This is a genomic window from Bifidobacterium sp. LH_558 (assembly GCF_056356295.1).
Window position 1 is genome coordinate 235361 of sequence record NZ_JBKETZ010000002.1, and the last position, 25929, is coordinate 261289.

Genomic DNA, 25929 nt, shown 5'->3' on the forward strand with positions numbered 1-25929 from the left:
TCCGTCACAGGCCGTAGACGGTGGTGACGGACTCGCGGGTGGCGCGCGCCACCTCGACCACGGGCATATCCAGCGCCTCGGCGAGCGCGTTCAGCGTGTAGGGGATCATATACGGCGCGTTGGGGCGGCCGCGGTAGGGCATGGGGGTGAGGTAGGGCGCGTCGGTCTCCACCATGATGTGCTCGAGCCCCACTTCACGCACCGCCTCACGGATGCTTTCGTTGCCTTTGTATCCCACCGTGCCGGAGAAACTCAGATACCAGCCGTGTTCGCTGGCGATCTGCGCCATCTCGCGGTCTCCGGAATAGGAGTGGAATACGGTGTCCGAAGGCGCGTCGTCCCTGATCAGCGTTTCGATGACCTCGCGATGCGCGTCGCGGTCGTGGATCTGCAGGGGCAGGCCGAGTTCCTTGGCGAGGGAGATATGCGCGCGGAAGGCCTCGCGCTGCAGCTCCATCGCGTCTTCGCCGGTGCGGAACAGGTCCATGCCGGTTTCGCCGATGGCCACAACCAGGTCGGGAAAGGCGACGGCAAGGTAATGCACTTCGGCGAGCGCGTCCTCGAAGCTCACGTCGTGGTAGTCCTTGTAGGTGACCGGCAGTCCGTCGGGCCCAGGCACGGCGCGGTGACCGTGGCGCACGGCCTCGTTGGGGTGTATTGCGAGCGCCGCGTGCACGATACCTGGATGATCGAGGGCCATCTGCACGGCGGTCATCAGGTGCGGCAGCTCGCAACCGCACTCGATAATACCCTCAACCCCAACGGATTGCGCCTGGGCGAGCAGTTCGTCCACATCGTAGACGGGAACCACGGGCAGCCCTTTGGCTTCCGCCTCGTGGCTGACGGCCTTGGAAAAGGGCACGACGGAGGACAGATGGGTGTGGTTGTCGATGGTGCAGGCGTCTTCGGGCAGCGCCTCCGGAGCCGGCGCCCAGCTTCTGTCGCGGTGTTTGTTCTTGCTCATGGGTTCTACCGTACACCGCAAGCGAGTTCTCTTGTAAGGCATATAGGGTGGAGATATGGTTACTTTGCGTGATGTGGCGACGCGGGCCGGCGTATCCCCGTCCACCGTGTCGTATGTGCTGCGCGGCGACGCCCGCTTCCAGCCCGATACCGTCGCCCGTGTGCGGCGCGCGGCCGAGGAGCTCGGCTATGCGGCCAATCTTTCCGCACGCATTCTCAAGGCCGGGCGCAACGGCGTGATCGGCGTGGCCGTGTATGGATTGTCCATCTGCCAGCCGATGCGTTTGGCGGCCGCTCTTACCCGTGAGGCCGGCGAGCGCGGGCTGAACACCATCGTGCAGCAGACCGTCAACTCGCGCGAGGGGGAGCTGCGCTCGTTGGAGCAGGTGACCAGCCAGTTCTGCGATGGTCTGATTTTCAGCCCCAGCAGCGTCTCTCCCGCCGAGATTAAAGCGCATGTGGGCACCAAACCGATGGTGTGGTGTGAGGATTTCGCCGCCGAGCCGCTGTTCGATGCCGTGGTGACGCCCAGTTTCGAGGGGGCGCAGGTCGCCGTGCGGCATCTGCTGGGCGTGGGATGCCGCCGTATCGCCGTGCTTGGCGCGAATCCGCCGAAGTCCGGTCATGCCGATTCGGGCAATACCGCGTTCTGCGACCGGCGTCTGGCGGGTTGCGGGAGCGCTTTGGCCGAGGCGGGGTTCCCCTTGCCTTCCGACTCGATTATTCCGTGCCCATGGGATTACGAGGCCGCGCGTCTTGCCGCGATACGGTTGGCGGATGCGGGGCTTGCGGGTGGGTCTGATGCGGCTATTGACGGCCTGTTCTGCATGACCGACGTTGTGGCGATGGGCGCCGTGCGTGGGTTCGCCGACCGTGGCGTCCGCGTTCCCGAGGATGTGGCGATCATCGGCTTCGATGGCATTGCGGAAACCGCCTATACGGTGCCGTCCATCAGCACCATCGCCATCGATTACGACGATTACGCGCGCAAGGCGTTGGATCTGCTGATCGAGCGCATCGATCATCCCGCGGCGGCGGGTGGCGAGGGTGAAAGCGACAGCGTCGAACACGACGCCCCGCGTCGGCTGGTCGCCGATTTCTCATTGATGCAGCGGGAGTCCACGGCACGTCGGTAGGCACGCGTCCGCGACCGGCTGAGGCAACGCCGTCTCCGGTCACAACGCGCCATCATACGACCGGGCGGGTTGGCCGCGACCGCAACCAACCCGCCCAAGTCCTATATCGCGAAACGCAAACGGCTCACGCGACGTAGATCATACGACGTGGCTCACCGACGCCAGACCACCGCGGCCTGTCCGGGCTCCAGCGCGGCCACCGGGCCACGCGAGGAGCGTTCGTCACGCGGGTCGCCGACGATATCGGCATCGAACGCGAACGGAGAGCCGTCCGGGTTCTCGAACCGCTCCTCAACCACACGGGGAACACCGAGATCCGAGGTCCGCACAATCGAACCGGAGCCGAACTCCACCCCGTCGGCCCCCATGCCGGGCGTGCCGACCGTCAGCGTCACCGCGTCGCCGTCGCCGCGCACCGTCACCTCGACCTCGGCGCCTGACTCCAGCGCGCCGCTCTCCCCCAGCAGCGCACGCGCGCCGCCGAGATAGGTGTTGTCGCGGGCGAACACCGGCTGCGGCACCTCGCGGAACTGCTCCTCGTCGCCCGTCACCGTGCGCGAGACCAACCGCTCGTACTCCTCCAATGTCGAGGGGATCTCGCCCCGCTCTCCCACGCCGCGCATCCCGCTGTTCAGCGCGCGCACATTGTAGGCGCGCGTGCCGTGTCCCACGAAGCACCAGCCGTGCTGGTCATCGCTTTCGGGCGGCGCGCCCGCGGGGCGGACGAACAGGTTGTTGAGAAAACGGTCGTCGCCTCCGTAGACGAACATCGACCCGGCAACCTCGGTGGTGTGCGGGAAATGGTAGGGGGTGGAGCGGTCCAGCACCTGGATAAGCCTGATTTGGCCGGCGATGAGATTGTTCACGTACGCGCCGCCGTCGGAGAACACATCGAGCGCGAGCGGGGAGGTGAACACGTTGTTGGACACGGTGTAGGGGCCGTGGCTCACCTCGACCATGAGGTCGCGCGTGTTGTTCCAGTAGACGTTGCGGTCGATATGCGTGCCCTGCGTCTGCCAGTCGAGCCATGTGCCCAGCGTGCAGTCGTGGATGTTGTTGGCGCGGATCACCGTGTCGACGGCGGCGTGCAGTTTGATGCCGCCGATCTCATGGCCCCAGAACTCATGTTTGGTGGCGATGTTGTAGATATGGTTGCCCTCGATGACGCTGAACGCGCAGCCCATATGGCCCACCACGCCGTTCTGCCCGCAGTCGTGGATGGTGTTGCCGCGCACGACATGTCCGCCGACCACGCCTTTGCGCCAGCCGAATCGCAGCGCTTTGAACACGGCCTCCATCTGATATTGGTAGCCGGACTTGCGCCTGGTCACGGTGCAGTCGTTGTCGCCGGTGGAGCCTTCCTTGCCGAGGGAGACGGCGGAGCATTTCGCGTCGTGGATGTCGTTGTTTTCGATGATCCATCCGCGCGACCAATGCGCACCGATCAGACCGATTTGGTCGGCCGTGGGCGGAGCCCAAGGAGTCGCGGCCTGCGCGAGCTCGAAGCCCCGCACGGTGATGTAGTTGATTTGCGGGCGGGTCGGGTAGAACACGGTTTCGCGCACGCTGATCTCGGCGAGACGCTCGTTGGGGTCCGCGCCTTGGAAGTTGGCCCAGATGGTGGTGTTGCCGGTGTTGGCGTCGCCGCTGACCTCGGCGTACCACACGTGGGTGCTGCCTTCGCGGTCCGCGATCGGCGCGTCCAGCCACGAGCCGTGGTCGTGGCCGGTGAGGCGCGGCTTGGGGTCGAGCACCTCGATCAGGGAGAAGGCCTCGTACAAGGATTTGCCGTCGAGATACACGTCGCCCAGATGGCATGCGGGGGCGTCGGGATAGCCGGCGAGGATGCCGGCCGCCGTTTCGGCGTCCACCGCGGCGGCGGCATCACCGTCTGCCGAGGCCGCGGACGCTTCGGCCTTGGTCGAGGTAGTGGCTTCGGCTTCAGCCAGTTCGGCGTCGCCTTGCGCCTTTCTGCGCAATGTGGCCGCATGCGAGCTCGAGTCGACCACCCAGTCGCCGAACACCGTGCGCGCGAAGGGATTGAAGGCGCCGAACAAGGTGTTGGGCACCGTGACCGTCCACACATTCGGGTTGACGACGTCCTGCACCCAACCGGTGACGCGTTCGGCACCGGTGATGGTCACATGCTCCCCATCGGCCGCGCGGTAGACGATGCGGTTGCTCTCACTTTCGCCGCCGTGCGCGGGGTCTACGGATTCGCGGTACACGCCCTCATGCACCACGATCTCATCGCCGGCGAGCGCGATGGCCGCCGCCTCGTTGATGGTGGCGAAGGGCTTGTTTTCGCTGCCTTCGCCATGTGCGTCGGCTTGTTGGGCAACATGGTAGATCGCCATTGAACTTCCTTCCGTTCGCGGTTCGCACAAGCCCGGCGTTTCTTGCCGGCTCGCTGGCGACCATTCTATATTCAAACGTTTGAATAACCAAATGCCAGCGATTCCGCAATCAGATACGCGAATCGCACGCACATGGGGATTCCCGTATCGGAACGAGCAGCACTCGCACCGGCCCGAACAAAGAGAAACCCGGCGGAGGGAGCCGCCGGGTGAGAGAGAAGAGAGAAGAAGGGTTCAGTTATGGGGTTCTTGGGAACCTCACCAGCAGGTTCAACTGCTGACATGTTCTATATAACCGCCCTTTCCTTGGCGGTACGATGCGTGTTCCTGTGAATTGACTTGACGGTTTGTAACGGGTTTGTGATGCCCGTCCTCCGCCGACGTCAATCAGGCGAGCTTGGCCTGTTCGGCGGCCAGGCGCTGCGCTTCGGCCTCGCGGCGCGCGGCGAGCTCGGCATCGAATCGCGCCAGCTCCTCCTCCACGGCCTCCTTCGGAATCTTCGCGAAGATCGGCTCGGGCTTGGCGACGGGCGCGCCGACCTCGATCGGCTCGCTCTTCCACGGATGCACGTTCACACCCAGCTCGTAGTCACCGGTGATGATCGGATAGGTGAAGCCCGGCTTGTCGAGATCCTCAACCTCGCGCAGTTCGGGCAGCGGCGAGAACACGCCGGTGCCGCCGAGCGCCTCCCACACCTTCTGCGCGGCGTGCGGCAGGAACGGGGCGAGCAGGTGGTTCGCGTCGGAGACGGCCTGCGCGGCGACGTGCAGCACCGTGGCCAGTCGCGCCTCGTCGTCCTTGATCTTCCACGGTTCGGTGGCGGAGATGTACTTGTTGATGTCGCCGACCACGCGCATGGCCTCGCCCAGCGCGTTCTTCTGACGGTGCGCCTCGATGGATGCGCCGACCACGTCGAACGCGGCGGCGGTCTCCTCCAAGAGCCCACGGTCCATCTCGGTCATCGAATCCTCGTCCAGCGCGGGGATCGCACCGAAGTTCTTATGGATCAGATTGGCCACGCGGTTGACCAGATTGCCCCAGGAGGCGGCCAGCTCCTCGTTGTTGTGGCGCACGAACTCGGCCCACGTGAAGTCGGAGTCGGAGGATTCCGGCCCGGCCACGGAGATGTAGTAGCGCACGGCGTCCACGGGGTAGCGCGCGAGGATGTCCTTCACATAGATGACGATGCCGCGCGAGGAGGAGAACTTCTTGCCCTCCATGGTCATGAACTCGGATGCCACAACCTGCTCGGGCATGTTCAGCGGGCCATATTCGCCGGTTTCGCCGCCCTTGGAGCCGTCGCCGTTGTAGGCGAGCATCTCGGAGGGCCAGATCTGCGAATGGAAGGTGATGTTGTCCTTGCCCATGAAGTAGTAGCCCGGGGTGGCCGGATCGTTCCACCAGGCGCGCCACGCCTCCGGGTCGCCCTTGCGGCGGGCCCATTCGATGGAGGCCGACAGGTAGCCGATCACCGCGTCGAACCACACGTACAGTTTCTTATTCGGGTTGTCGATCCATCCGGCCACCGGCACGGGGATGCCCCAGTCGATGTCGCGGGTGATGGCGCGCGGCTTGACCTCGGCGAACAGGCCGAGCGAGAAGTTGATGACGTTGGTGCGCCAGCCCTTGCGGGTCTCAAGCCACGCCTTGTTGGCTTCGGCGAGCGCGGGCAGGTCGAGGAAGTAGTGTTCGGTCTCCTCGAAGCGCGGGGTTTCGCCGTTGATTTTGGAGACGGGGTTGATCAGCTCGTCCGGGTCGAGCTCGTTGCCGCAGGCGTCGCACTGGTCGCCACGCGCGCCTTCGGTATGGCAGATCGGGCACTCGCCTTCGATGTAGCGGTCGGGCAGAGTGCGGCCCGTGGACGGGGAGATCGCCACCTGCTGGGTGCCCTTGTAGATGTAGCCGTTGTCGAGGCACTGCTTGAACAGCTCCTGCACCACATGCTCGTGATTGCCGGTGGTGGTGCGGGTGAACAGGTCGTAGCTCAGGCCCAGATCGGCGAGGTCCTTGGCGATCACGCGGTTGTAGCGGTTCGCCAGCTCCTGCGCGCTCAGCCCTTCCTTCTCCGCCTCGACGAGGATCGGAGTGCCGTGCTCGTCGGTTCCGGACACCATCAGCACGTCGTTGCCCTTCATGCGCTCGTAGCGCGCGTAGACATCGGAGGGCACGCCGAAACCGGCCACGTGTCCGATATGACGGGGGCCGTTCGCGTACGGCCAAGCAACATTCACCAAAACATGACTCATAGTCCACGATTATCAGGCGCGGCGGGGACAGGCGGCCTCCCGCATCCAGCGCGGCCCACACGCGCGGGCGGGCAATCCACCGACATATCCACATAACGGCCTCGCGCGGAAAAAGTTGTCCACTTATCCACCAATTCGCATGGGCCTGTGGCGAGGCCCACACACGCATGCCTATGGTCGCCCTCATGATTGATTCACCCACCACCGCCGTGGCGGCGAACCCGCCCGGCCAAGCCGTACGCGACGATGCGACGGTCGCCCCGACGCCGCAGTCGCCCTCCGATCCGGTCCACCCCATGACGCCGCCCATCCTCTATACCAAGGACCTGCCGGGGCCGCTGAGCCTCAACCGGCTGTCCATGTTCGGCACGCTGCGCAAACTCGACGAAACCGCCGGCTATTGGAGCGACCACGGCGACACCCTGTACGGGCGTGCGACGGTCGTGGCCAGCGTGACGCCCTATTCGACCGTCGCCTGCTCGGCGACCGCCGCGTGGGTGTGGCTGGGCGGCGCGTTCCCACGCACGCTTGACGTGATCTCCAAATCGCATTTCCGCTCCATCAGCGTGGGCCGCAGGATCCGCGTGTTCAAGCGCCGCACGGCGGACGACCAGGTGATGCGCATCGCCAACCTCTCGCTCACCACGCCGCAGCGCACGGCCTGCGACCTGCTGATGATGCCGGAGGACCTTCCCGATCCGCTCGAAACCCAGGAGACCATCGGCGCGCTGATGTCGATATACCGCTTCAATCCCGCGGATTGTCTGAATATCGTGCGGCAGCACCGCTACCACAAATTCGCCGCCCGCGCCCGCCTGTTCTTCGAATCCATGCAGCGCGACCTGCTCCGAGAGCCGCCCGACGGGGCGTTCGCCGCGCCGCTGGACGAGTCCTTCGACATGCGGCTTATCCCCTCCTGCACGGCGGCATCCATCCGTTCGGTGGTTCCGACGCTGCGCCCGCAGGCGATGGCGGTCACGGCATGACGCCGCGGCGGAGGGCGCGTAAGGCGCGGCGGCTCAGCCAGCTGCGCCACACGCACCGGCTGCGTCGCGTTCTGGGACAGGAGGGCGTGGCGGAGGCTGATGGCTCCCCGTCCGTGCGCGGTGCGATGCGTGGCGCGATGCGCGCAGCGACGCCTCCGCCCGCCCCGCCGATCGCGCTAACCCCTTTGGTGGCGTGCGATCCGGCGACCGACGCGCAGCTGCTGTGGCATATCGCCCGCGAAGCGCCGGAGTTACGCCGTTGGCTGGTGGCCAATCCGCGGGCCGACGCCGAATTATTGGAGTTCGTCTCCCAGCAGGGCGGGCCGGGCGTGCGTCGGGCGTTGGAGGTGCTGCTGGACTCGCTTGAGGACGAGTAGGCGTGACGGCGAGAGACGCTGCTGCCACGACGGAGCCAGACCAACGTCAGCCGCGGGCCGCCGCCACGCAGTGATTCCCCGCTGGACGAGGCGCGGCATCAGCCTTTGAGCTTCAGTACCGCCGCATACACCTGCTTGCGGTTGGCGAGGCTGCCGTCGGGGTTGGGATGCTCCTCGACGACCTGCGAAATCGCCTCTTTGATGCGCAATCCCTCCTCCAGCGCGCGGTCGATGGCCAGCACGGCCATATCCTCGACGGAAAGCGAGGCGGGAGCGGCGGCTTGCGCCTCCTCGTCGGACGCGCCGCCGATCACCAGCACCATCTCGCCGCGCGGCGGATCGGAAGCCACCGTCTCGCGGATATGCGCGATGCTGCCGCGGCGAATCTCCTCATATTCCTTGGTCAGCTCGCGGCACAGCGCCATCGGGCGGTCCGGGCCGAAGCCCTCCAGCAGGTCGTCCATCGCGTCGGCGATGCGGTGGGGCGTCTCATAGAAAACGATGGTGCGGCGCTCGCCCTGCAGGGAACGCAGATGCTGCATGCGTTCGGCATGCTTGCGCGGCAGAAAGCCCTCATAGCAGAAGCGGTCGGTCGGCAGTCCGGACAAGGCCAGCGCATCAAGCACCGCGGAGGGGCCGGGCGCGCAGGTGACGGGCAGGCCACGTTCGATGGCGCGGCGCACGATCGCAAGCCCGGGATCGTTGATGGTGGGCATGCCCGCGTCGGAGACGACGAGGACGGTCGCGCCGGTTTCGACCTGGTCGAGCAGGCCGTCGGATTTGTCGCGCTCGTTGTGGTCGTGGTAGGCGATGACGCGGCCGCCCACCCGCACGCCCAGCCGGTTCGCGAGGTCGAAAAGACGGCGGGTGTCCTCCGCGGCGACGATATCCGCGCCTTCCAGCAGGGCCTTAAGCCGGTCGGAGGCGTCGGATGAGTTGCCGATCGGCGTGGCCGCCAGCACCACGGTCCCCTTGGGGATGACGACGCGGCGGGCGGAGTCGGAGGATTGCCCGGGATAATCCACCGGGGATTCATTTGCGGAGGTACCGTCTGCCACCTGCCCATCCGCGAGGTCGCTGCGGAACTGATCTGTCTGCTCATCCATCGTCATACGCCCAGTATCTCCCAAGCCCGGCACAACCGGCCGCGCACGGGTCTTCCCCAAAGCAGGCGACGTGCGACCTTTCCGAACAGGTACGTAACAATCGAACATTGCGAGTTTTGACGGAATCTCGCCATATTGCCGATTGTCATGTTCGTTTCGACCACACAAAAGGGTCGCACGGCAGGGGCGGGAGACACCTGCCGTGCGGCCGCCGCCCAACGCACGCGACACTATCCGAAAACTCTTATTTATAACCTTATAAATAATGTGTTACACTGAATGCATCCACACATACAGACGCAATGAAGCAGCCTGGAAAGGACTACAATGCAGTACGGCCATTTTGACGACGCGGCGCGTGAATACGTGATCGAAACCCCCGCCACTCCTCTGCCGTGGATCAACTATCTCGGCAACGAGGATTTCTTCTCGCTGATTTCGAACACCGGCGGCGGCTATTCGTTCTACAAGGATGCCAAACTCCGCCGCATCACCCGATACCGCTACAACAACGTGCCTTCGGACACCGGCGCGCGATCCTACTATCTGACGCTGATGGGCGGCGACGGCGACGAGCTCGCTCCGGTCGAAACCTGGTCGCCCACCTTCCTGCCGGCCAAAACTCCGCTCGACTCCTACCGCTGCCGTCAGGGCATCGGATACACCGTGTTCGAGGCGAGCCGTGGCGGCATCGAATCCTCCCTCACCGCGTTCGTGCCGCTGCGCACCTCGGCCGAGGTCAACAAACTCACCCTGACCAACACCACCAGCGAAACCCGCGTCATCGACGTGACGGGCGCGGTCGAATGGTGTCTGTGGAACGCGGTCGACGATTCGACGAACTTCCAGCGCAACCTCTCGACCGGCGAGGTCGAGGTGGAGCAGCGCGACGGCGCGACCCTGCTCTACCACAAAACCGAATTCAAGGAGCGCCGCGACCACTACGCCTTCTTCGCGGTAAACCACCCCACCATCGGATTCGACACCAGCCGCGACGAATTCCTGGGCCAGTTCAACGGATGGGACACCCCGCAGGCGATCACGGACGGCAAGGCGCGCGATTCCGTGGCGCACGGCTGGTACCCGATCGCGGCGAACCGCGTGCGCGTGACCCTCGCCCCCGGCGCCAGCGAAACGCTGGTGTTCACGCTCGGCTACATCGAAGTGCCGAACGAGAGCAAGTGGGAGGATCCCACCGACCCCGCCAAGGTCGGCATCATCAACAAGACGCCCGCGCACGAACTGTTCTCCCGACTGAACACCACCGAACTCGTGGACGCCGCACTGGCGGAACTCAACGCCTACTGGAACGATCTGCTCGGCATCTACAATGTGGAATCCGGCAATGAGAAGCTCGACCGCATGGTCAACATCTGGCACCAGTACCAGTGCATGGTCACCTTCAACATGTCCCGCTCCGCCTCGTACTACGAATCCGGCATGGGACGCGGCATGGGCTTCCGCGACTCCAACCAGGATCTGCTCGGCTTCGTGCACCTGGTGCCGCAGCGTGCGCGCGAACGCATCATCGACATCGCCTCCACCCAGATGGAGGACGGCTCGGCCTGGCATCAGTACCAGCCGCTGACCAAAAAGGGCAACGCCGACATCGGCGGAGGCTTCAACGACGACCCGCTGTGGCTGGTGGCCGGCGTGTACGCGTACATCGCCGAAACCGGCGACGCCGGCATCCTCGCCGAACCGGTGCCGTTCAACAACGTCGAAGGCTCCGAGAAGCCGCTGCTGGAGCACCTGCGCCGCTCCGTGAACTTCACCATCAACCACCGCGGCCCCCACGGCCTGCCGCTCATCGGCCGCGCGGACTGGAACGACTGCCTGAACCTCAACTGCTTCTCCTCCACGCCGGGCGAAAGCTTCCAAACGGTGGAGAACAACGACACCGGCATCGCCGAATCCGTGTTCATCGGCGGCATGTTCGTGCTCTACGGCGGCCAGTACGCCGACATCCTCGAACGCCACGGCGTCCAGGCCGGCATGAGCGAGGCCGAAGCCGCAGCCGAAGCCGCGGCCATCCGCTCCGCCATCGCCGACATGACCGAAGCCGTGGAGAACGGCGGCTGGGACGGCGAGTGGTTCCTGCGCGCCTGGGACGCCTACTCGCGCCCCGTGGGCACCCATGCCGACACCGAAGGCCAGATCTACATCGAACCGCAGGGCATGTGCGTGATGGCGGGCATCGGCCTCGACAACGGCAAGGCGCAGCAGGCGCTGGCCTCCGTCAAGAACCGCCTCACCTGCGATTGGGGCACCGCGATCCTCGCCCCCGCCTACTCCACCTACCGCATCGAACTGGGCGAAATCAGCACCTACCCGCGCGGATACAAGGAGAACGGCGGCATCTTCTGCCACAACAATCCGTGGATCTCCATCGCCAACGCGCTCGCCGGCAACGACGACGAGGCCTTCGCCGTCTACACGCGCAACTGCCCGGCCTGGCTGGAGGACAAGTCCGAGATCCGCCGCGTGGAGCCGTACGCCTACTGCCAGATGGTCGCCGGCCCCGAGTCGCCGACGCCGGGCGAAGGCAAGAACTCCTGGCTGACCGGCACCGCCGCGTGGACCTTCGTGGACGTCTCGCAGTATCTGCTCGGCGTGCGTCCCACGCTCGACGGACTGGCCATCGAGCCCCATCTGCCCGAGGAGTTCCAGAACCTCACCGTCACGCGTTCCTACCGCGGCACCGTCTACCGCATCGCCATGCGCCGCACCGGCGAGCGCACGCTGAGCGTGGGCGGCAACCGGGTCGACGGCGCGGTCATCCCCGCTCCGACCAACGCGGGCGGTACTATCGCAGGCGAAGGCATCGTGGACGTCCAGGTCACGTTCTGACGCGGCGGACCGGCGGCAAGTCAAGGAGGAACCACATATCATGCGCTATTTCGAACGCACCATCGCGGGCATCGACGGCAGCGAGGCGCTGCTCATCGGCTACTGCATCGACAACAGCCCCGAGGTCGACCCGAACCGCCGACGCCCGTCGGTGCTGGTCGTTCCCGGAGGCGGCTACGCGATGACCTCCGACCGCGAGGCCGAGCCGATCGCGCTCAAATTCGTGGCCGCCGGCTACAACGCGTTCGTTCTGCGGTATTCGGTGGCGCCCAGCCTCTACCCCACGGCTCTGGTCGAGGCGGCCGAGGCGATGCGTCTGATCCGCGGGCATGCGGACGAATGGCATGTGAATCCGGGCAAGGTGGCGGTGATCGGCTTCTCCGCCGGCGGCCACCTTGCCGCCAACCTCGCCACCACGGCCGGTGACGACGACCTGCGCGAGCACGGCTACGATCCGGACGCCGTGCGTCCGAACGCGCTGATGCTCGCCTACCCGGTGGTCACCTCCGGCCCGTTCGCCCACCGCGGCAGCTTCGAGATGCTGCTCGGCGAGCGCGAAGGCAATCCGGAGGCGCTGGAGGCGCTGTCCATCGAGAAGCATATCGACACGAAGACGCCGCCGGTGTTCGTCTGGCACACGATGCCCGACGATTGCGTGCCGGTGGAGAACACGCTGATGCTGATCCAGGCGTGCAAGGCCGCCGATGTGAGCGTCGAGGCGCATCTGTTCCCCGAAGGCGGGCATGGTCTGGCGTTGGGCACCGAGGAAACCGCGTGGGGCGGGCAGGGCAACATCTTCCCCTGCATCCAGGTGTGGCCCGACTTGGCCGCCGACTGGCTGGCGCGCACGTTCAGCGCGGCGGACAGGTAGGATATTCGTTACGCATATCGCATAAGGGAGCTGACATGGTCGTCGCCGCTTGGAACGCATTCCTCGACGAGGGAACGAATCGCCAGTCGGCGTCGCGCACCGCCGTCAACGCGGTGGCGCGCGACGTATCCGCCGGCAAGACCTTCGAGAAACGCAAACGCATGACTCCCGAGGAGCGTCATCTGCAGATTCTCGAGGCGGCGACGAAGGTCATCGCCGAAAAGGGATTCTGGGGCATGGCCCTGCAGGACATCGCCGACGAAATCGGCATCACCGAGGCGGCGCTGTACCATTACATCCGCTCCAAGGACGACCTGCTGCGCATGGTGCTCGCCGAGGGCTACGACACCCCGGACGCGGACGAGTTCAACGCCTCGTCGGCCACGCTCACCGACTGCGACGGCCATCGCGTCATGTTCTTCCCGCGATACTGCCTGAATATCGTGCTGTACAACCTGCAGCGCCCGGAATTGGTGCGTCTGTTCTCCACGCTTAACGGCGAGGGGCTGACGCCCGACCATCCGGCCCATGAGTTCTTCGTCGGCCGCCACCAGCGCAACTGGGAGCTGGTGCGTTCGATGGATTGGGCGCTGCCAAGCAGCTTCGATCTGGAGCGCTTCTGCCATATGCATATGCTCGCCATGTCCGCGATGGACGGCCTGCAATACCGTTGGCTGGCGGACGATTCCTTCAACATGCTCGAGGAGTGGCTCCACTTCTCCGACGAGCTGTTCCCCGCACGCGAATGGGAGGGACTGCGCGCCCCGGACGAGTACGACGCCGGATCGGACGGCTGTCTGCTGCCCCTTACGCTGCACTCCCGTTCATAACCTCGCCGACGAACGCGTAGTACGCGCCGATCAGACCGGCGTTGCCTGAGTGGCGGCAGCGTTTGACCGGCGTGTGGAAGTCCTTCCAGTTGGGGATGCGCTCCAAGGCGTCGCGCACCAAGGGCAGCAGAGTCACCTCGCGGCTGATCGCGCCGCCCAGCAGCACGCATTCGGGGTCGGTCGCGGTCACGATATTGAAAATGCCGACCGCGAGATAGTCCGCCCATCGTTCCACCACCGCGCGCACGCGGGGTTCGTCCAGGCGACGGAACAGCGCGCTGGGCACCACCGCGTCCTCGAGCACGCCGAACTCGTCGGCGTACATCTGCTTAAGTTTGGTCATCGACGCATAGTCGTGCAGATTGCTCATGCCGCCGGTTTCGTAGTTGATCATCATCATGCCGAATTCGCCGGCGCGCCAGTCGCGTCCGCGGTGGATCCGTCCGTCGAGGAACATGGCGCCGCCGATGCCGGTGTCGATGGCGACCAGGACGAAATCCTGCAGTTTCTTCGCGTTGCCGCTCATCTTCTCCGCGATGGCCGCGCAGTTCGCATCATTCTCCAGCCAGATGGGCAGCGGCGAATCCAGATAGTTGTTGAGTTCGTCGCCGATGGCGTGGCGGTACAGCAGAGGTAGAGGCCCGGCGGTGACGGCGCGTTGGCGCGCGGTGTCGACGAATCCGGGGAAGCTGATGGCCACGCCCGCGAGCGGACCGTCCTGCGATTTCACCACGTCGGCCAGGGCACGATAGAAGGATTCCGTGCTGTCCACCGGCGTGGGGATGGTGCCGGGCAGCCCCTGCCGCCCATCATCGAACAGCGAATACCGAATGAAATGCAGCCCCACATCAAACGCGAGCACGCGCGACGAAACGGCCATCACCCCTCCTCTCCTTATCGAGTTATTTAACTATAGCTCAATAAGACCTCCCCCATACAAGCCCTCCTCCGTCCATTCCCACAACAGGCCCATACACCCACATAAAAAACGACGGAGCCGAAGAACCCGTCCATCAAAAGGTTCTCCGGCTCCGTCACATTCCACCTGCGCAGGCGAGCGCGCCCATCGGGAATCGGGAGAGTCGCCTCGCCTACTCCTGGCTCTGGCTCTCGTACTGCTCCTTAACCGCCTGGCGAGCCGCGGTCATCTCCTTGCTGTTGGCCAGATCGACCTGATACACCTCGTCGTAGCCAAGCGACTCGATATTCGCCACGGCGTCGGACCACACCTGGTCGAATTCCGCGTCGCTGGCGCTGAACACCGCCTGCCAGCACGCGTTGACCACCGAGGTCTTGATCTGCCCGCGCACCGCGGAGATCTTGGAATCCTCGTCGGGCGCGCTATAGGTGGCGCCCGGGATCACCGCCAGCTTGCCGGACGATTCGAGATATTCCATGGTGGTGCGGGCGCCGCCCATATGCTCCTGCCAGTCCACGTCGAGCGCGGTGTCGCGCTTGGCCAGTTCGGAATCCCACATCTGGTAGTTGTAGGCCACGCCCGTGTTCGGGTCGATGTCCTTGTTGAGCACGGTGCTGACGTTGAGCTGGGAGGCGCCGGTGGTGTAGTCGCCGCCGCCGTATTCCTCCGGCACGGTCACGCTTTCGCCGGAGACGGCCTTGACGCCGAAGTCGGTCAGATACGGCTTGCCTTCCTCGTCGACATCCCACGTCAGGCCCTGCAGTCCGGCCGCGCCGTTGGTCTGCGAACCGGAGGCCTGGATGCCTTCGGGCGAGTACAGCCAGTCGATGAACTTGACCAGACGCTCCTTGTTCTTCGCCTTGGCGCCGATGGCGATGAAGGTGCTGGTGCCGTTGGGCTGGGCGCCCTTCGAGGCGATGGTCATATCGTCGATGTCGAGCATCATAAAGCCCTGGCCGGCCTCCTTATGGTCGGTGGTGTTGTAGGCCGCCTGCCCCAGCCACGGCCAGAAGGAGAACAGCACCTTGCCCTCCTTGTACTTGGAGTACATGGTGTCGTAGTTCTGCGTGGTGGATTCCGGATCCACCAGTCCCATCTGGTAGGCCTTGTTGAAGAACTTCAGCGCGCGCACGTACTGGCCGTCCTCGTCGATCAGCGACTGGTAGTCGTCGCCCGCGGCGTTGGACAGCACATAGCCGATGCCCTCGGCGTAGCCGTAGAACGCGGGGAACTGGTAGCCGTTCTGCATGGCCTCGCCGTCCCAATCCTTGAACAGCGACAGCGCGTAGATGTCGTTGGTGCCCTCGGTTTCGCGGGCCTTGTCCTGCATCTGCTTAAGCACCGGCAGCAGGTCCTCCAGCGTGCCCACCTCGGGGTATCCGATCGCCTGGTAGTAGTCCCAGCGCACGAACGGGCCGAAGGTCGGCTCCACGCCTTCGCTGGATTCCGTGGGAGACAGGGACGAGACGGAGGTCGGGATGCCCCACACGCCGCTTTCCTGGTTGGCGGTGGCCGTGAGCTCGTCGATCGCGCCCTGATACTGCTTGAGGTATTCCGTGTCGTCGATGTATTCGCTGATGTCGGCCACCAGCCCGGCCTTCACCACATCCTCGGCTTGTCCGCTGCCGCTGCCCATGATGATGATGTCGCCCAGATTGCCCGCGGCGGAACGGGTGTCGAACAGCGTGCTGCCACCGCCGGCCACGTTCGGGGCCACGATGTTGAGCGTGATGTTGAACTTGTCTTTGACGAGCTTGGCGAACCAGCCCTTCTGCTCACCCTGGTAGTTGGCGAGCGCGTCGAAGACCTCGACCGTCATCTCCGAACCGTCGTCGGGACCGTCGGCGGCGGTGTCGGCGCCGCAGGCCGCCATCGACGCGAACATGGCCAAAACACCGATTCCGGCCACCACTTTCCTGCCTAGATGCTTCATGATGCTTCCTCGCTTTCTTTGCCGAACACACGCGCCGCCCATCCTCGTTGATACCGGAGCCGGCGCGATATGACTCGATATTCAGACTATGGCGGGCCCGTTGGCACGCACGAATTATTTCGACGATTTTCGACGATTGCCCCATTCAATGCAGTTGCCCCGCCTCATGCGATCCCGCCGGCCGCCCGCGCGATCAGACCGCGCGATCAGTCCACGCGGTCAGTCCACGCAATCAGCCTTCGGTCCCCTTCGCCCGAGCCACACTGCCCCGGCGCAGATACGACACCGGCATCAGCTCCACATCCCCCTCCGGACGGCGGCGGCGCCTGCCCTCGATCAGATCCACCAGCACATCCACGGCTCGGTTGCAGGTGCTGTATGGCTGCATCGGAATCTCATCGATCTTCTCGCCCATGGCGGAGGCGTGGCCGAACGAACCCAGCATGAGCATGGAGATGTCGCGGGGCACGTCTTTGCCTTGGAATTGCAGCAGCGAGGCGAGGTTCGACAGGGCGGTCACATCGCATTGCCCGATCACCGCGGTGATCTGCGGATCCTGTTCGAACGCGCTCTCCACGATGCGCGTGACGTCCTCGGTGCCGCCGTCGCGCATGGTCACGAACGTCACCTCGACGCCCACCGCGCGCGCCCGCGCCATAATGGCGTCCCTGGTGCGCACCAGAAAGTTCACCTGCGAGAGGTAGGCGGCCACCGGCGAGCCGACGAACAGCACATGCCGGTGGCCGAAACGGCGCAGCACGTCGATCGCCTTGCGCCCCATCCTCTCGAAATCAAGATCGATGGCCACCAGCCCGCCTACCTCGCGCGGGCAGCCGATCGAAACGACCGGCACACGCGAGATCCGGGCGTCGGCCGCGCGCGGATCCTCCAGCGAGACGTCCAGCAGCACCACGCCGTCCACCGCGCCCGAATCCGCCATGCGCATGATATCCGTGCTCGCGGTTCCCTCGGTCATCACCAGCACGTCGTAGCCGCGTTTGCGGGCCTGCTTGGCGATGGCGAAGCAGAACGGCGCCCAGTACATGTAGTCGGTGTCATCGTCGATCGGCGAGCTCATCGCGATCACGCCGGCGCGCTCGCCCCGCACGGCATGCGTTTCGCCGCGCGCATGGTAGCCGAGCTCCCGCGCGGCCTGCATCACCTTCAGCTTCGTCTCGCCGCTGACGGAGCGTTTGCCGCTCATCACATACGAGACGGTGCTGACCGATACGCCCGCGCGGGCCGCGACCTCCTTTATTCCCGGCACTTTATTCCCGGCATCGCACGGCGAACACTTCCACGCCGTAGGGGGCCAGCTCACGCTCGCCGCCCGCGGCGTCGCCCTCCGTGCCACTCAGCAGGGCGTCCGCTTCTTCGGCAACGCAGGCCGGCATCTGCACGCGCCGCGTCTCGCCGGTCATATTCAGCACGAACACGAAATCCGTGCCGTCGTCGCCATGGCGAGCCATCACCTCCACGCCTTCCGGCGTTTCGAAGGCGAAGACGCCCAGCTCGTCGACAAGCGCGCCGAAGAACGCGTCCATACCGGCCTCGTCCAGCGGAGCGCCGACGTAATACGCCCGGCCCTGGCCGAATTCGTTGACGCTCAGCGCGGCGGTGTCGGCGTAGAACTCCTCACCACCGTATGTGGCCAGCGCACGCGCGCCCTCGAGATGCATGATGCTGGCGACGATCTCGCCACGGGCCAGGCCGCCGCCCAGCTCGCCGCCCAGACGCACCTCGATCGCCTCGCCCGGGGCGAGCGCGTCGATCTCCTCGACCCACATGCCGCACACGTCGCGCAGTTCGCCGGGGTAGCCGCCGGGCACCACCAAGTCATGTTCGTTGTGGATGCCCGCCATATAGCCGGTCACGAAGCGGCCGCCCTCGCGCACATACTCCTCGAGGGCCTCGGCCACGCCGGGCTTGACCATGATCAGCGCGGGCGCGACCACCATCGCATAGCGCTTGAGCTCCGCGGCCGGCGTGGTGCTGGCGATGATGTCGACCGACACATTGCGCCGGTGCAGCGCGCGGTAGAAGCGGTGCACCTCCTGCGGATACTGGAATCCCTTGGTCGGACCCACGCATCCTTCAAGCGACCAGTAGCTCTCCCAATCGAACATCACGGCCACGCGGGCGTGCGTCCGGGAGCCCATCAACCGGGCGCCCACGCGCTCCAGTTCGGCGCCGAGGGCCGCCGTCTCGCGGAACACCCGGGAATCCTCGGTGCCGTCGTGGCCGATCACCGCGCCATGGAAGCGCTCGCAACCGCCGATCGACTGGCGCATCTGGAAGAACTGCACCGTGTCGGCGCCGTGGGCCACCGCCTGCCAGCTCAGCGCACGCACCTCGCCGGGGCGCTTGACCTTGCAGAAGGGGAACCAGTTCTGCTGGTTCGGCGTCTGCTCCATCAGCATGAACGGCTTGCCGCCGCCCACACCTCTCATCAGGTCGTGGCACATGGCCGTGAAGCTGGAGGGCATGTCCATGCCGGGGTAGTTGTCCCAGCTGACCACATCCAGCTCGCGGCCCCAAGCGAAGTAGTCGAGGTCTTTGAACGTGCCCATGAGATTCGTGGTGATCGGGGTCGCTCCGTCATGGCGGCGCACCGCGTCACGCTCGTTCACATAGCAGGCGAGCTGCGACTCGTTCTGGAAGCGGCGGTAGTCCATCAGCAGGCCGGAGATCACCGACTTCTCCGTGCCGATGCCGTCGCCGTATTCCACCGGCGGCACCACGTCGGCCCAGTCGAGAATCGTATGACTCCAGAAGTTCGCGCACCACGCCTGGTTCAACGCCTCCAGCGTGCCGTATTTGCCGCGCAGCCATTCGCGGAAGGCCTCGGCGCACGTCTCGCAGTAGCACATGCCGCCACCGCCGCCGTATTCGTTGCCGATATGCCATGCCTTCAGGCCCGGGGTGCCCGCGTAGCGTTCGGCGAGACGCGAGGCGAGTTCGCCGGAGAGCTCGCGGAACACGGCGGAGTTCGGGCAGAAGTTGTGGCGGCCGCCGAAGACGTGGCGTCGGCCGTTGGCTTCGGTGCGGATGATCTCGGGGTGGGTGCGCACCAGCCAGGCCGGCAGCGCGGCGGTGGCGGTGGCGAGCACGATGTTGAACTTGTGGCGCACCAGCAGATCCACGATCTTGTCCAGCGCGGCGAAGTCGTATTCACCTTCCTTGGATTGCAGCAGCGTCCACGAGAACACGTTGATCGTGACCTCGTTGATATGCGCGTGCTCGAGCATCTCGATATCGCGCTCCCAGGTCTCCTCGGGCCACTGCTCGGGGTTCCAGTCGCCGCCGAAAAGGAAGCTGTCAAACAGGGGTTGCATCGCGGGTCTCCTTAGTGATGGTGGGGTATGAACGGGTGATATGGGGCGGGTGCGGGGTCGGCAGAACCGCCGGGCAGGGCACAGGACCGGCTTAACGGGCGGAGTCCGCCGCGTTCGGCGACTCCTCACCCGGCGCGCGGTAGGTCACGTCATGGAAGGCCACCTCGCCGCTGCCGTGCGCGTACACGCCGAGCAGCACGCCGGTGAATCCGCCCGCGTTGGCGAACGCAAGCACCTTGCCGGGCGCGAATCCCAGCGGCACGGTCGCCTCGTTGTCGGCGGAGCGCGCCTCAAAATGGTAGCCGCGATCGTCGCCGCGCACAACCAACGTCAGCGTCGGCGCCGAAGGCAGGCTGGTCATGCCGATTGTGGTGGCCAGTCCGGCGTTATGCACGCTGGCCTCCACGGTCACGGTGCCGTTGTTCGCCGCGTGGGCGGCGAGGGTGAGGTAGTGGCCCGCGTTGGCGTACACCACCACACCGGTCTGCCCCGTCTGCAGGCTTTTCGGATTGGTCAGCGTGGCCTGGAAGTCGAACCGCACGTCGGTCTGTCGCGTGCCGATCAGCGGAGCTCCGTGCGCGAGTCCGAAATCCTGCTCCTGGGCCCGCACGGCGATCGTCGCCGAACCATCCGTCGCATTCGACGATTCGACGCGGTGGCGATTCTCCGTATCGATGGCGGGCGTCACCCACGCGACCGCCTGCTCCAGCGAGCTGCCGTCGCCGACCAGCGCGCAGTCGTAGGACTGGTCGGCGAGATCCGGCCATCCATCCTTCCAATCGAACCAGACGGCGTAGGGTTCGCGCCCCACCCAGCCCTGGGCGGGATACTCGTCGTTGTTGCGGGTGCCATGGAACACCATCAGCGTGCGGTCGGACTCGAAGTGGGCGCAGTCGCAGTGCCCGATGGCCTGCAGCGTCAGGTGGGTGCTGCGGTTGGTGATCAGCGGATTGCCCGGATACATCTCATACGGCCCGTAAGGGTTGTCTGCGCGGGCGATGTTCTCCATATGGCCCGATTCGGTGCCTCCCTCGGCCCACATCAGATAGTATGTGCCGCCGCGCTTGTACAGATGCGGCCCCTCGGGGTTGGATCCGGTGATGCCCGCGCAGATGCGGCGACGCTCGGTGAGCACGGTGCCGCTCGCCGCGTCGATTTCGGACAGGTAGATGCCGGCGGGCTCGTCCTCGCCGCCGCCCTCGTTGCCGCAGATATAGGCCTTGCCGTCATCGTCGAAGAACAGGCTGGGGTCGATGCCGGGCCATCCCTCCACCCAGATCGGATCCGACCAGCCGGCATGGGGGTCGGTGGAGGTGAGGATCATATTGCCGGTGTTCACATTGGTGACGATGAGATAGTACGTGCCGTCGCACCAGCGCAGCGTGGGCGCGTAGATGCCCTGGTTGTTGTCCATCGACTCGTAGGGGAATTGGCTGGCGCGGTCCATCGCGTCACCGATTTTCGTCCAATGCTCGCCGTCCGCGCTTTCGAACACCGGCAGACCGGGGAAGTACTCGAACGAGCTGTTCACCATCAGATAGCCGCCCTCGGGCTTTTCGCAGATGGTGGGGTCGGGGTGGAATCCGGAGGCGATGCGCCGCGCCGGCTTGACGTTGAATAAGGTCATGGATGCTGCTCCCTTGCAACGAGCGAGGGAGAGACATAATCGCTGCCTCTCCCTCGCGTTTGGTTCTTCAATCGCCTACTTAGGCGTTCAGCGGGTCCGCGCCCGGACGCACCAGCACCGGCAGGGTGTGGTAGTCGTAGGTCTTGGTGTACCAGCGGCCCGGCTCGTGGGTCTCACCCGTGATCAGGTTGGTCCACGGCTTGCCCGCCTGGTCGCCGCCGACGTCCGGCACGTAGAAGCGTGCGGTGCCGTCCTCGCTGAACACCGGCGCCACCAGCAGGTCGTCGCCCAGCATGTACTGGGTGTCGATATCCTCGCAGGAGGGATCATCCGGGAATTCCAGCACCATGGCGCGCATCATCGGCACACCGGTCTCATGCGTGACCTTCGCCTGCTCGAGCAGATAAGGCTTCAAACGCAGCTTGAGCTTGGTGAACTCGCGGGAGACGTCCACCGCCTCGTCGCCGTACAGCCACGGCACCTTGTATTCGGTGGAGCCGTGGTAGCGCGAATGCGAGCTGAGCAGACCGAACTGGGTCCAGCGCTTGAACAGGTCGGGGGTGGGCTTGTCCTCGAAGCCGGCGATGTCGTGGCTCCAATAGCCGAAGCCGGACATACCGAAGCTCAGGCCCGCACGCAGGGACTCCGCCATCGAGGGATAGTTCGACGAGCAGTCGCCGCCCCAGTGCACGGGGAACTGCTGGCCGCCGACGGTGGCCGAACGGGCGAAGAGGATGGCCTCGTCCGCGCCCTTGACCTCGGCGATCACGTCGTACACCGCCTTGTTGTACAGGTAGGTGTAGTAGTTGTGCATCAGCTCGGGGTCGGAGCCGTCGAAGTAGCGCACGTCCTTGGTGGGGATGCGCTCGCCGAAGTCCGTCTTGAAGCAGTCGACGCCCTGGGCCATCAGTCGCTTGAGGTGGTTCTGGTACCATGCGGTGGCCTCGGGGTTGGTGAAGTCGACGATGGCCATGCCGGCCTGCCACAGATCCCACTGCCACACGGAGCCGTCCGCGTTCTTGATGAAGTAGCCCTTGGCCGCGCCCTCCGCGAACAGCGGGGACTTCTGGCCCACATAGGAGTTGATCCAGGCGCACACCTTCAGGCCGCGCTCATGGAGTTTGGCCAGCATGCCTTCGGGATCGGGGAACTTGGAGTCGTCCCACTCGAAGTTGCACCACTCGAGTTCCTTCATCCAACGGCAGTCGAAGTGGAACACGCTCAGCGGGATGTCGCGCTCGGCCATGCCGTCGACGAACTCCATCACGGTGTTCTCGTCGTAGTCGGTGGTGAACGAGGTGGACAGCCACAGGCCGTAGCTCCATTCGGGCACCAGCGGCGGCTTGCCGGTCAGGTCGGTGTAGGTGTTGAGAATGCCCTTGAGGTTCTCGCCGCCGATCACCGAGTAGCTCATCTCCTCGCCGGGCAGGGAGAACTGCACGCGGGAGACCTTCTCGGAGCCGATTTCGAAGCTGACCTTGCCCGGGGTATCCACGAACAGGCCGTAGTTCTTGTTGCTCAGGTAGAACGGGATGTTCTTGTACGCCTGCTCGGTGCCGGTGCCGCCGTCCTCATTCCAGATCTCGACGCTCTGGCCGTTCTTGATGAAGTTGGTGAAGCGCTCGCCCAGACCGTAGATCTTCTCGCCCACGCCGAGGTCGAGCTGCTCGGAGACGTGCAGCTGGCCGTCCGGATCGGTGACCAGCGCCTTGGCTCGCCAGCCGGAGTGGGCGATCTCCTTGCCGTCGTAGAGGTACTGGAAGTCGATGGTCTCGCCCTTGGCGATCTTCAGGGTCAGACGGCCGGAGGTGAACTCCCAGGCCTCGTCGTTTTCCTCGATGGTGACGTCCGGATCGGTTTCGTTGAGCTGGAACTTGGGGCAGTTCGAGCGGTCCTTGCGCAGGTTGATCAGACGCGTGGTGATGATGTCGGGGCGCGGCGAGGTGACCTCGATGGTGAGGATGCCGCCGCCGAGCGTCTGGCCGGGGTGGTGGATCGGCACGCCGAACGGGCAGAACAACGTGAGCTTCTTGGGCTCGACGTTGGCCGTGTAGATGTTGGCCGCGTATTTGACGTCGTAGCCGTCACGAATCAGCCAGCCGCCGTTGAGGAACTTCATAAAGCCTTGCTCCTTTGCAGTGCGGGGCCGCCCTCCTTCGACGGAACGCGGCCCGGTCGTCATTTGACTTATTTATAAGTTTATAAATAAGCTCAGGCGACACGCCCGAGAAGTCGAATATCGCGCACGGATTCACCCACATGCACCACAGACTCCGGCGCGAGCGCAAACCCACCGCTTGCATTCGACCAGTAGCGCAACGCCTTGCCCGCATCCATCATAATGCTGACCTGACGGGATTCACCGGCGGCGAGCGCCACCTTGGCGAAGCCCTTGAGCTCCTTGACGGGCCGGTCCTCGCCGGTGCCCTCCAATCCGAGATACACCTGAGGCACGGCCTTGCCGTCGCGCTCGCCCACATTCGACACGGTGAAGCTTACGCGGACGCAATCGCGGATGCCGTCGCGCACGCGGCGCACGTCGAGGTCGCGGTATTCGAAACTTGTGTACGACAGGCCATGCCCGAACGGGAACAGCACCGGCACATCGCGGGTTTCGTAATAGCGGTAGCCGACGTACACGTCTTCGGCGTAGTCGACGTGCAGACCGGGGCCGAAGGTGCCGACCGCATGGGCCGGGCAGTCCTCCAGCGCAAGCGGGAAGGTTTCGGGCAGATGTCCGGAGGGATTCACACGGCCGAGCAGCGTTTCGGCGAGCGCCGTGCCGCCCTCGCAGCCGTTGTACCAGCTCCAGACGATGGTTTTGGCGCGCGCCGCCCACGGCATCGCGACCGGAGATCCGGCCACGAAGGTGAGGATCGCGTTCGGGGCGGCGTCGAGCAACGCCTCGATAAGCGCGTCCTGCCCGTACGGCAGGCGCATGGTCTCGCGGTCGCGACCTTCCAGATCGTGCTCGTGGTCGAGTCCGCCGACGAACAGCACCGGGTCGCCGGCCTCGGCGAACTGGCGTGCCAGAGCCACGGCCTCGTCGCGCAGCTCACGCGCGCGTTCGGCGTCGTCGACATGCTCGCCGGAGGAGTTCTCCAGACTTTCCTCCTGCCAGGTGGCGTCCTGCATCACCTGCTTGGCGTCGTAGCCCGGCGCGTAGGTGATTTCGACGTTGCCGCCCAACTGGCCGTTGAGTCCGAGCAGCGGCGAGATCTCATGCAGCGCCTTGATGACGGCGGATCCGCCGCCGTTGGAGTGGATACGGTCGGCGTTGGCGCCGACGATAAGCAGACGGCGCATGGCGCGCGCGTCCAACGGCAGCAGCCCGGCCTTGTTCTTGAGCAGCACGACAGCTTCGCGAGCCGCCTCCAGAGCCGCGCTCGTGTGCTCGACGGTGGCGTAGGATCCGGCGGCACGGTCGGCGCGGACCTCGCCCAGCATGTGCAGCGCGTCCATCACGCACAGCACCCGCCACACCTTCCTGTCCACGTCGGCCTCGCTCACCTCGCCGGATTCGACGGCCGCCTTCAGCGGGTTGGCGAAGAAGTATTCGTCGAAATTCGCCGTCACCGACATCTCCACATCGAGCCCCACCTCCGCGCTGGCCTTGGTGCGCTTAACCGCGCTCCAATCGGAGACCACGAAGCCGTCGAAGCCCCATTCGTCGCGCAGAATGTCGTCGAGCAGCTCTTTGGATTCGCAGCATTGCGTGCCGTTGACCAGATTGTAGGCGCCCATCAGCGACAGCACGCCTCCGTCGTTCACCGCCTCCTCGAAGGCCGGCAGGTAGATCTCGCGCAGCGCCCGCGCGCTAATCGTCTCGTCCACCTCCAGACGGTCCGTCTCCTGGCTGTTGGCCGCGTAATGCTTGGCGCAGGCCGTCACATCGGATTCCTGCACGCCTTGGATGTACGCGACGCCCATATCCGCGGTGAGACGCGGGTCCTCGCTCATATATTCGAAATTGCGCCCGCATAACGGACTGCGCTTGATATTGATGGAGGGGCCGAGGATCACGTCCTTGCCGCGGCCGCGCGCCTCCTCGCCGAGCACCTCGCCCACGAGACGGGCGAGCCGCGGATTCCATGTGGAGGCGAGGGCGGAGCCGGACGGCAGGTAGGTCACGTAGTCGCGCGTGTTGTACAGCGGCATCCAGTTGTCGTTGTGCAGTTCGGCGCGCACGCCCATCGGGCCGTCATCCATCTTGAGCGCGGGGATGCCCAGACGCGGCACGCCTTCGGTGCGGAACAGGCCGGCGGCATGAATCATGCCAATCTTCTCGTCCAGCGTGAGTTGCGCGAGCAGCTCGCTTGCCTTCGTCTTGTTGGCTTCGGTGATGACGGTCATCGGGGTTCTGTCTCCTGTGGATCGGTGAGGATGCGCGGA

At 65.2% G+C, this 25929-nt stretch carries 17 protein-coding genes; 6 read left to right on the top strand and 11 right to left on the bottom strand.

The features are described from left to right. Positions 1–4: 4 nt before the first annotated feature. On the bottom strand, positions 5–964 hold the full coding sequence (locus AC1AV0_RS03805) for a TatD family hydrolase (protein WP_476571256.1): 960 nt from the start codon (positions 962–964) through the stop codon (positions 5–7). A 55-nt stretch (positions 965–1019) separates the two neighbouring features. Here AC1AV0_RS03805 and AC1AV0_RS03810 point away from each other — a divergent pair, with 55 nt between their 5' ends. Continuing rightward, positions 1020–2099: a LacI family DNA-binding transcriptional regulator gene (locus AC1AV0_RS03810; protein WP_476571258.1), complete on the top strand. Its 1080-nt coding sequence runs from the start codon at positions 1020–1022 to the stop codon at positions 2097–2099. A gap of 152 nt (positions 2100–2251) precedes the next feature. On the opposite strand, the gene AC1AV0_RS03815 is transcribed toward AC1AV0_RS03810, so the two are convergent. Together AC1AV0_RS03815 and metG are read right to left on the bottom strand one after the other, a co-directional pair. After that, on the bottom strand, positions 2252–4456 hold the full coding sequence (locus tag AC1AV0_RS03815; RefSeq protein ID WP_476571260.1) for a right-handed parallel beta-helix repeat-containing protein: 2205 nt from the start codon (positions 4454–4456) through the stop codon (positions 2252–2254). Positions 4457–4843: 387 nt separating this feature from the next. Next, positions 4844–6703, bottom strand: a complete 1860-nt coding sequence (gene metG, locus AC1AV0_RS03820) for a methionine--tRNA ligase (RefSeq protein ID WP_476571262.1) — start codon at positions 6701–6703, stop codon at positions 4844–4846. 185 nt (positions 6704–6888) lie between these two features. Here metG and AC1AV0_RS03825 point away from each other — a divergent pair, with 185 nt between their 5' ends. Together AC1AV0_RS03825 and AC1AV0_RS03830 are read left to right on the top strand one after the other, a co-directional pair. Beyond that, on the top strand, positions 6889–7689 hold the full coding sequence (locus AC1AV0_RS03825; protein WP_476571264.1) for a hypothetical protein: 801 nt from the start codon (positions 6889–6891) through the stop codon (positions 7687–7689). Continuing rightward, entirely contained in the window at positions 7686–8066 is a 381-nt protein-coding gene (locus AC1AV0_RS03830; RefSeq protein WP_476571266.1) for a variant leucine-rich repeat-containing protein, read from the top strand. Before AC1AV0_RS03825 ends, AC1AV0_RS03830 begins: the two co-directional genes overlap by 4 nt. Positions 8067–8164: 98 nt before the next feature. Here AC1AV0_RS03830 and rsmI read toward each other — a convergent pair whose 3' ends face one another. Next, positions 8165–9172 (bottom strand): 16S rRNA (cytidine(1402)-2'-O)-methyltransferase, encoded by a 1008-nt coding sequence (rsmI, locus tag AC1AV0_RS03835; RefSeq protein WP_476571268.1) that lies wholly within the window; start codon positions 9170–9172, stop codon positions 8165–8167. Positions 9173–9499: 327 nt separating this feature from the next. Between rsmI and AC1AV0_RS03840 the strand changes: the two genes are divergently transcribed. Genes AC1AV0_RS03840 through AC1AV0_RS03850 form a run of 3 tightly spaced genes read left to right on the top strand, consistent with a single transcriptional unit; the run spans position 9500 to position 13723 of the window. Then, the gene (locus tag AC1AV0_RS03840) at positions 9500–12022 is read left to right on the top strand and encodes a glycoside hydrolase family 94 protein (protein WP_476571270.1); all 2523 of its coding nucleotides are present in this window, start codon (positions 9500–9502) and stop codon (positions 12020–12022) included. Positions 12023–12062: 40 nt separating this feature from the next. Then, positions 12063–12893 carry an alpha/beta hydrolase gene (locus AC1AV0_RS03845; RefSeq protein ID WP_476571272.1) on the top strand — a complete coding sequence of 277 codons (831 nt, stop codon included), beginning with the start codon at positions 12063–12065 and terminating at the stop codon, positions 12891–12893. A 35-nt stretch (positions 12894–12928) separates the two neighbouring features. After that, the gene (locus tag AC1AV0_RS03850) at positions 12929–13723 is read left to right on the top strand and encodes a TetR/AcrR family transcriptional regulator (RefSeq protein ID WP_476571274.1); all 795 of its coding nucleotides are present in this window, start codon (positions 12929–12931) and stop codon (positions 13721–13723) included. On the opposite strand, the gene AC1AV0_RS03855 is transcribed toward AC1AV0_RS03850, so the two are convergent. The 7 genes from AC1AV0_RS03855 to AC1AV0_RS03885 form a co-directional block, all read right to left on the bottom strand. Continuing rightward, positions 13701–14603, bottom strand: coding sequence for an ROK family protein (locus AC1AV0_RS03855; RefSeq protein ID WP_476571275.1), 903 nt, complete (start codon positions 14601–14603; stop codon positions 13701–13703). The genes AC1AV0_RS03850 and AC1AV0_RS03855 overlap by 23 nt on opposite strands. A 211-nt stretch (positions 14604–14814) precedes the next feature. Further along, a complete protein-coding gene (locus AC1AV0_RS03860; protein WP_476571277.1) occupies positions 14815–16575 on the bottom strand; it encodes an extracellular solute-binding protein in 1761 nt (586 codons plus the stop codon). Positions 16576–16807: 232 nt separating this feature from the next. Beyond that, complete coding sequence (locus AC1AV0_RS03865) at positions 16808–17842, bottom strand: LacI family DNA-binding transcriptional regulator (protein WP_476571279.1); 1035 nt, start codon at positions 17840–17842, stop codon at positions 16808–16810. Between the two features lies 1 nt (position 17843). Continuing rightward, the gene (locus AC1AV0_RS03870; protein ID WP_476571281.1) at positions 17844–19910 is read right to left on the bottom strand and encodes a beta-galactosidase; all 2067 of its coding nucleotides are present in this window, start codon (positions 19908–19910) and stop codon (positions 17844–17846) included. A 91-nt stretch (positions 19911–20001) separates the two neighbouring features. Then, complete coding sequence (locus AC1AV0_RS03875) at positions 20002–21537, bottom strand: glycoside hydrolase family 43 protein (RefSeq protein WP_476571283.1); 1536 nt, start codon at positions 21535–21537, stop codon at positions 20002–20004. 79 nt (positions 21538–21616) lie between these two features. Next, positions 21617–23656 (bottom strand): alpha-xylosidase, encoded by a 2040-nt coding sequence (gene yicI / locus AC1AV0_RS03880; RefSeq protein WP_476571285.1) that lies wholly within the window; start codon positions 23654–23656, stop codon positions 21617–21619. Positions 23657–23748: 92 nt separating this feature from the next. After that, complete coding sequence (locus tag AC1AV0_RS03885) at positions 23749–25890, bottom strand: beta-glucosidase (protein ID WP_476571287.1); 2142 nt, start codon at positions 25888–25890, stop codon at positions 23749–23751. Between the last annotated feature and the right edge of the window lie 39 nt (positions 25891–25929).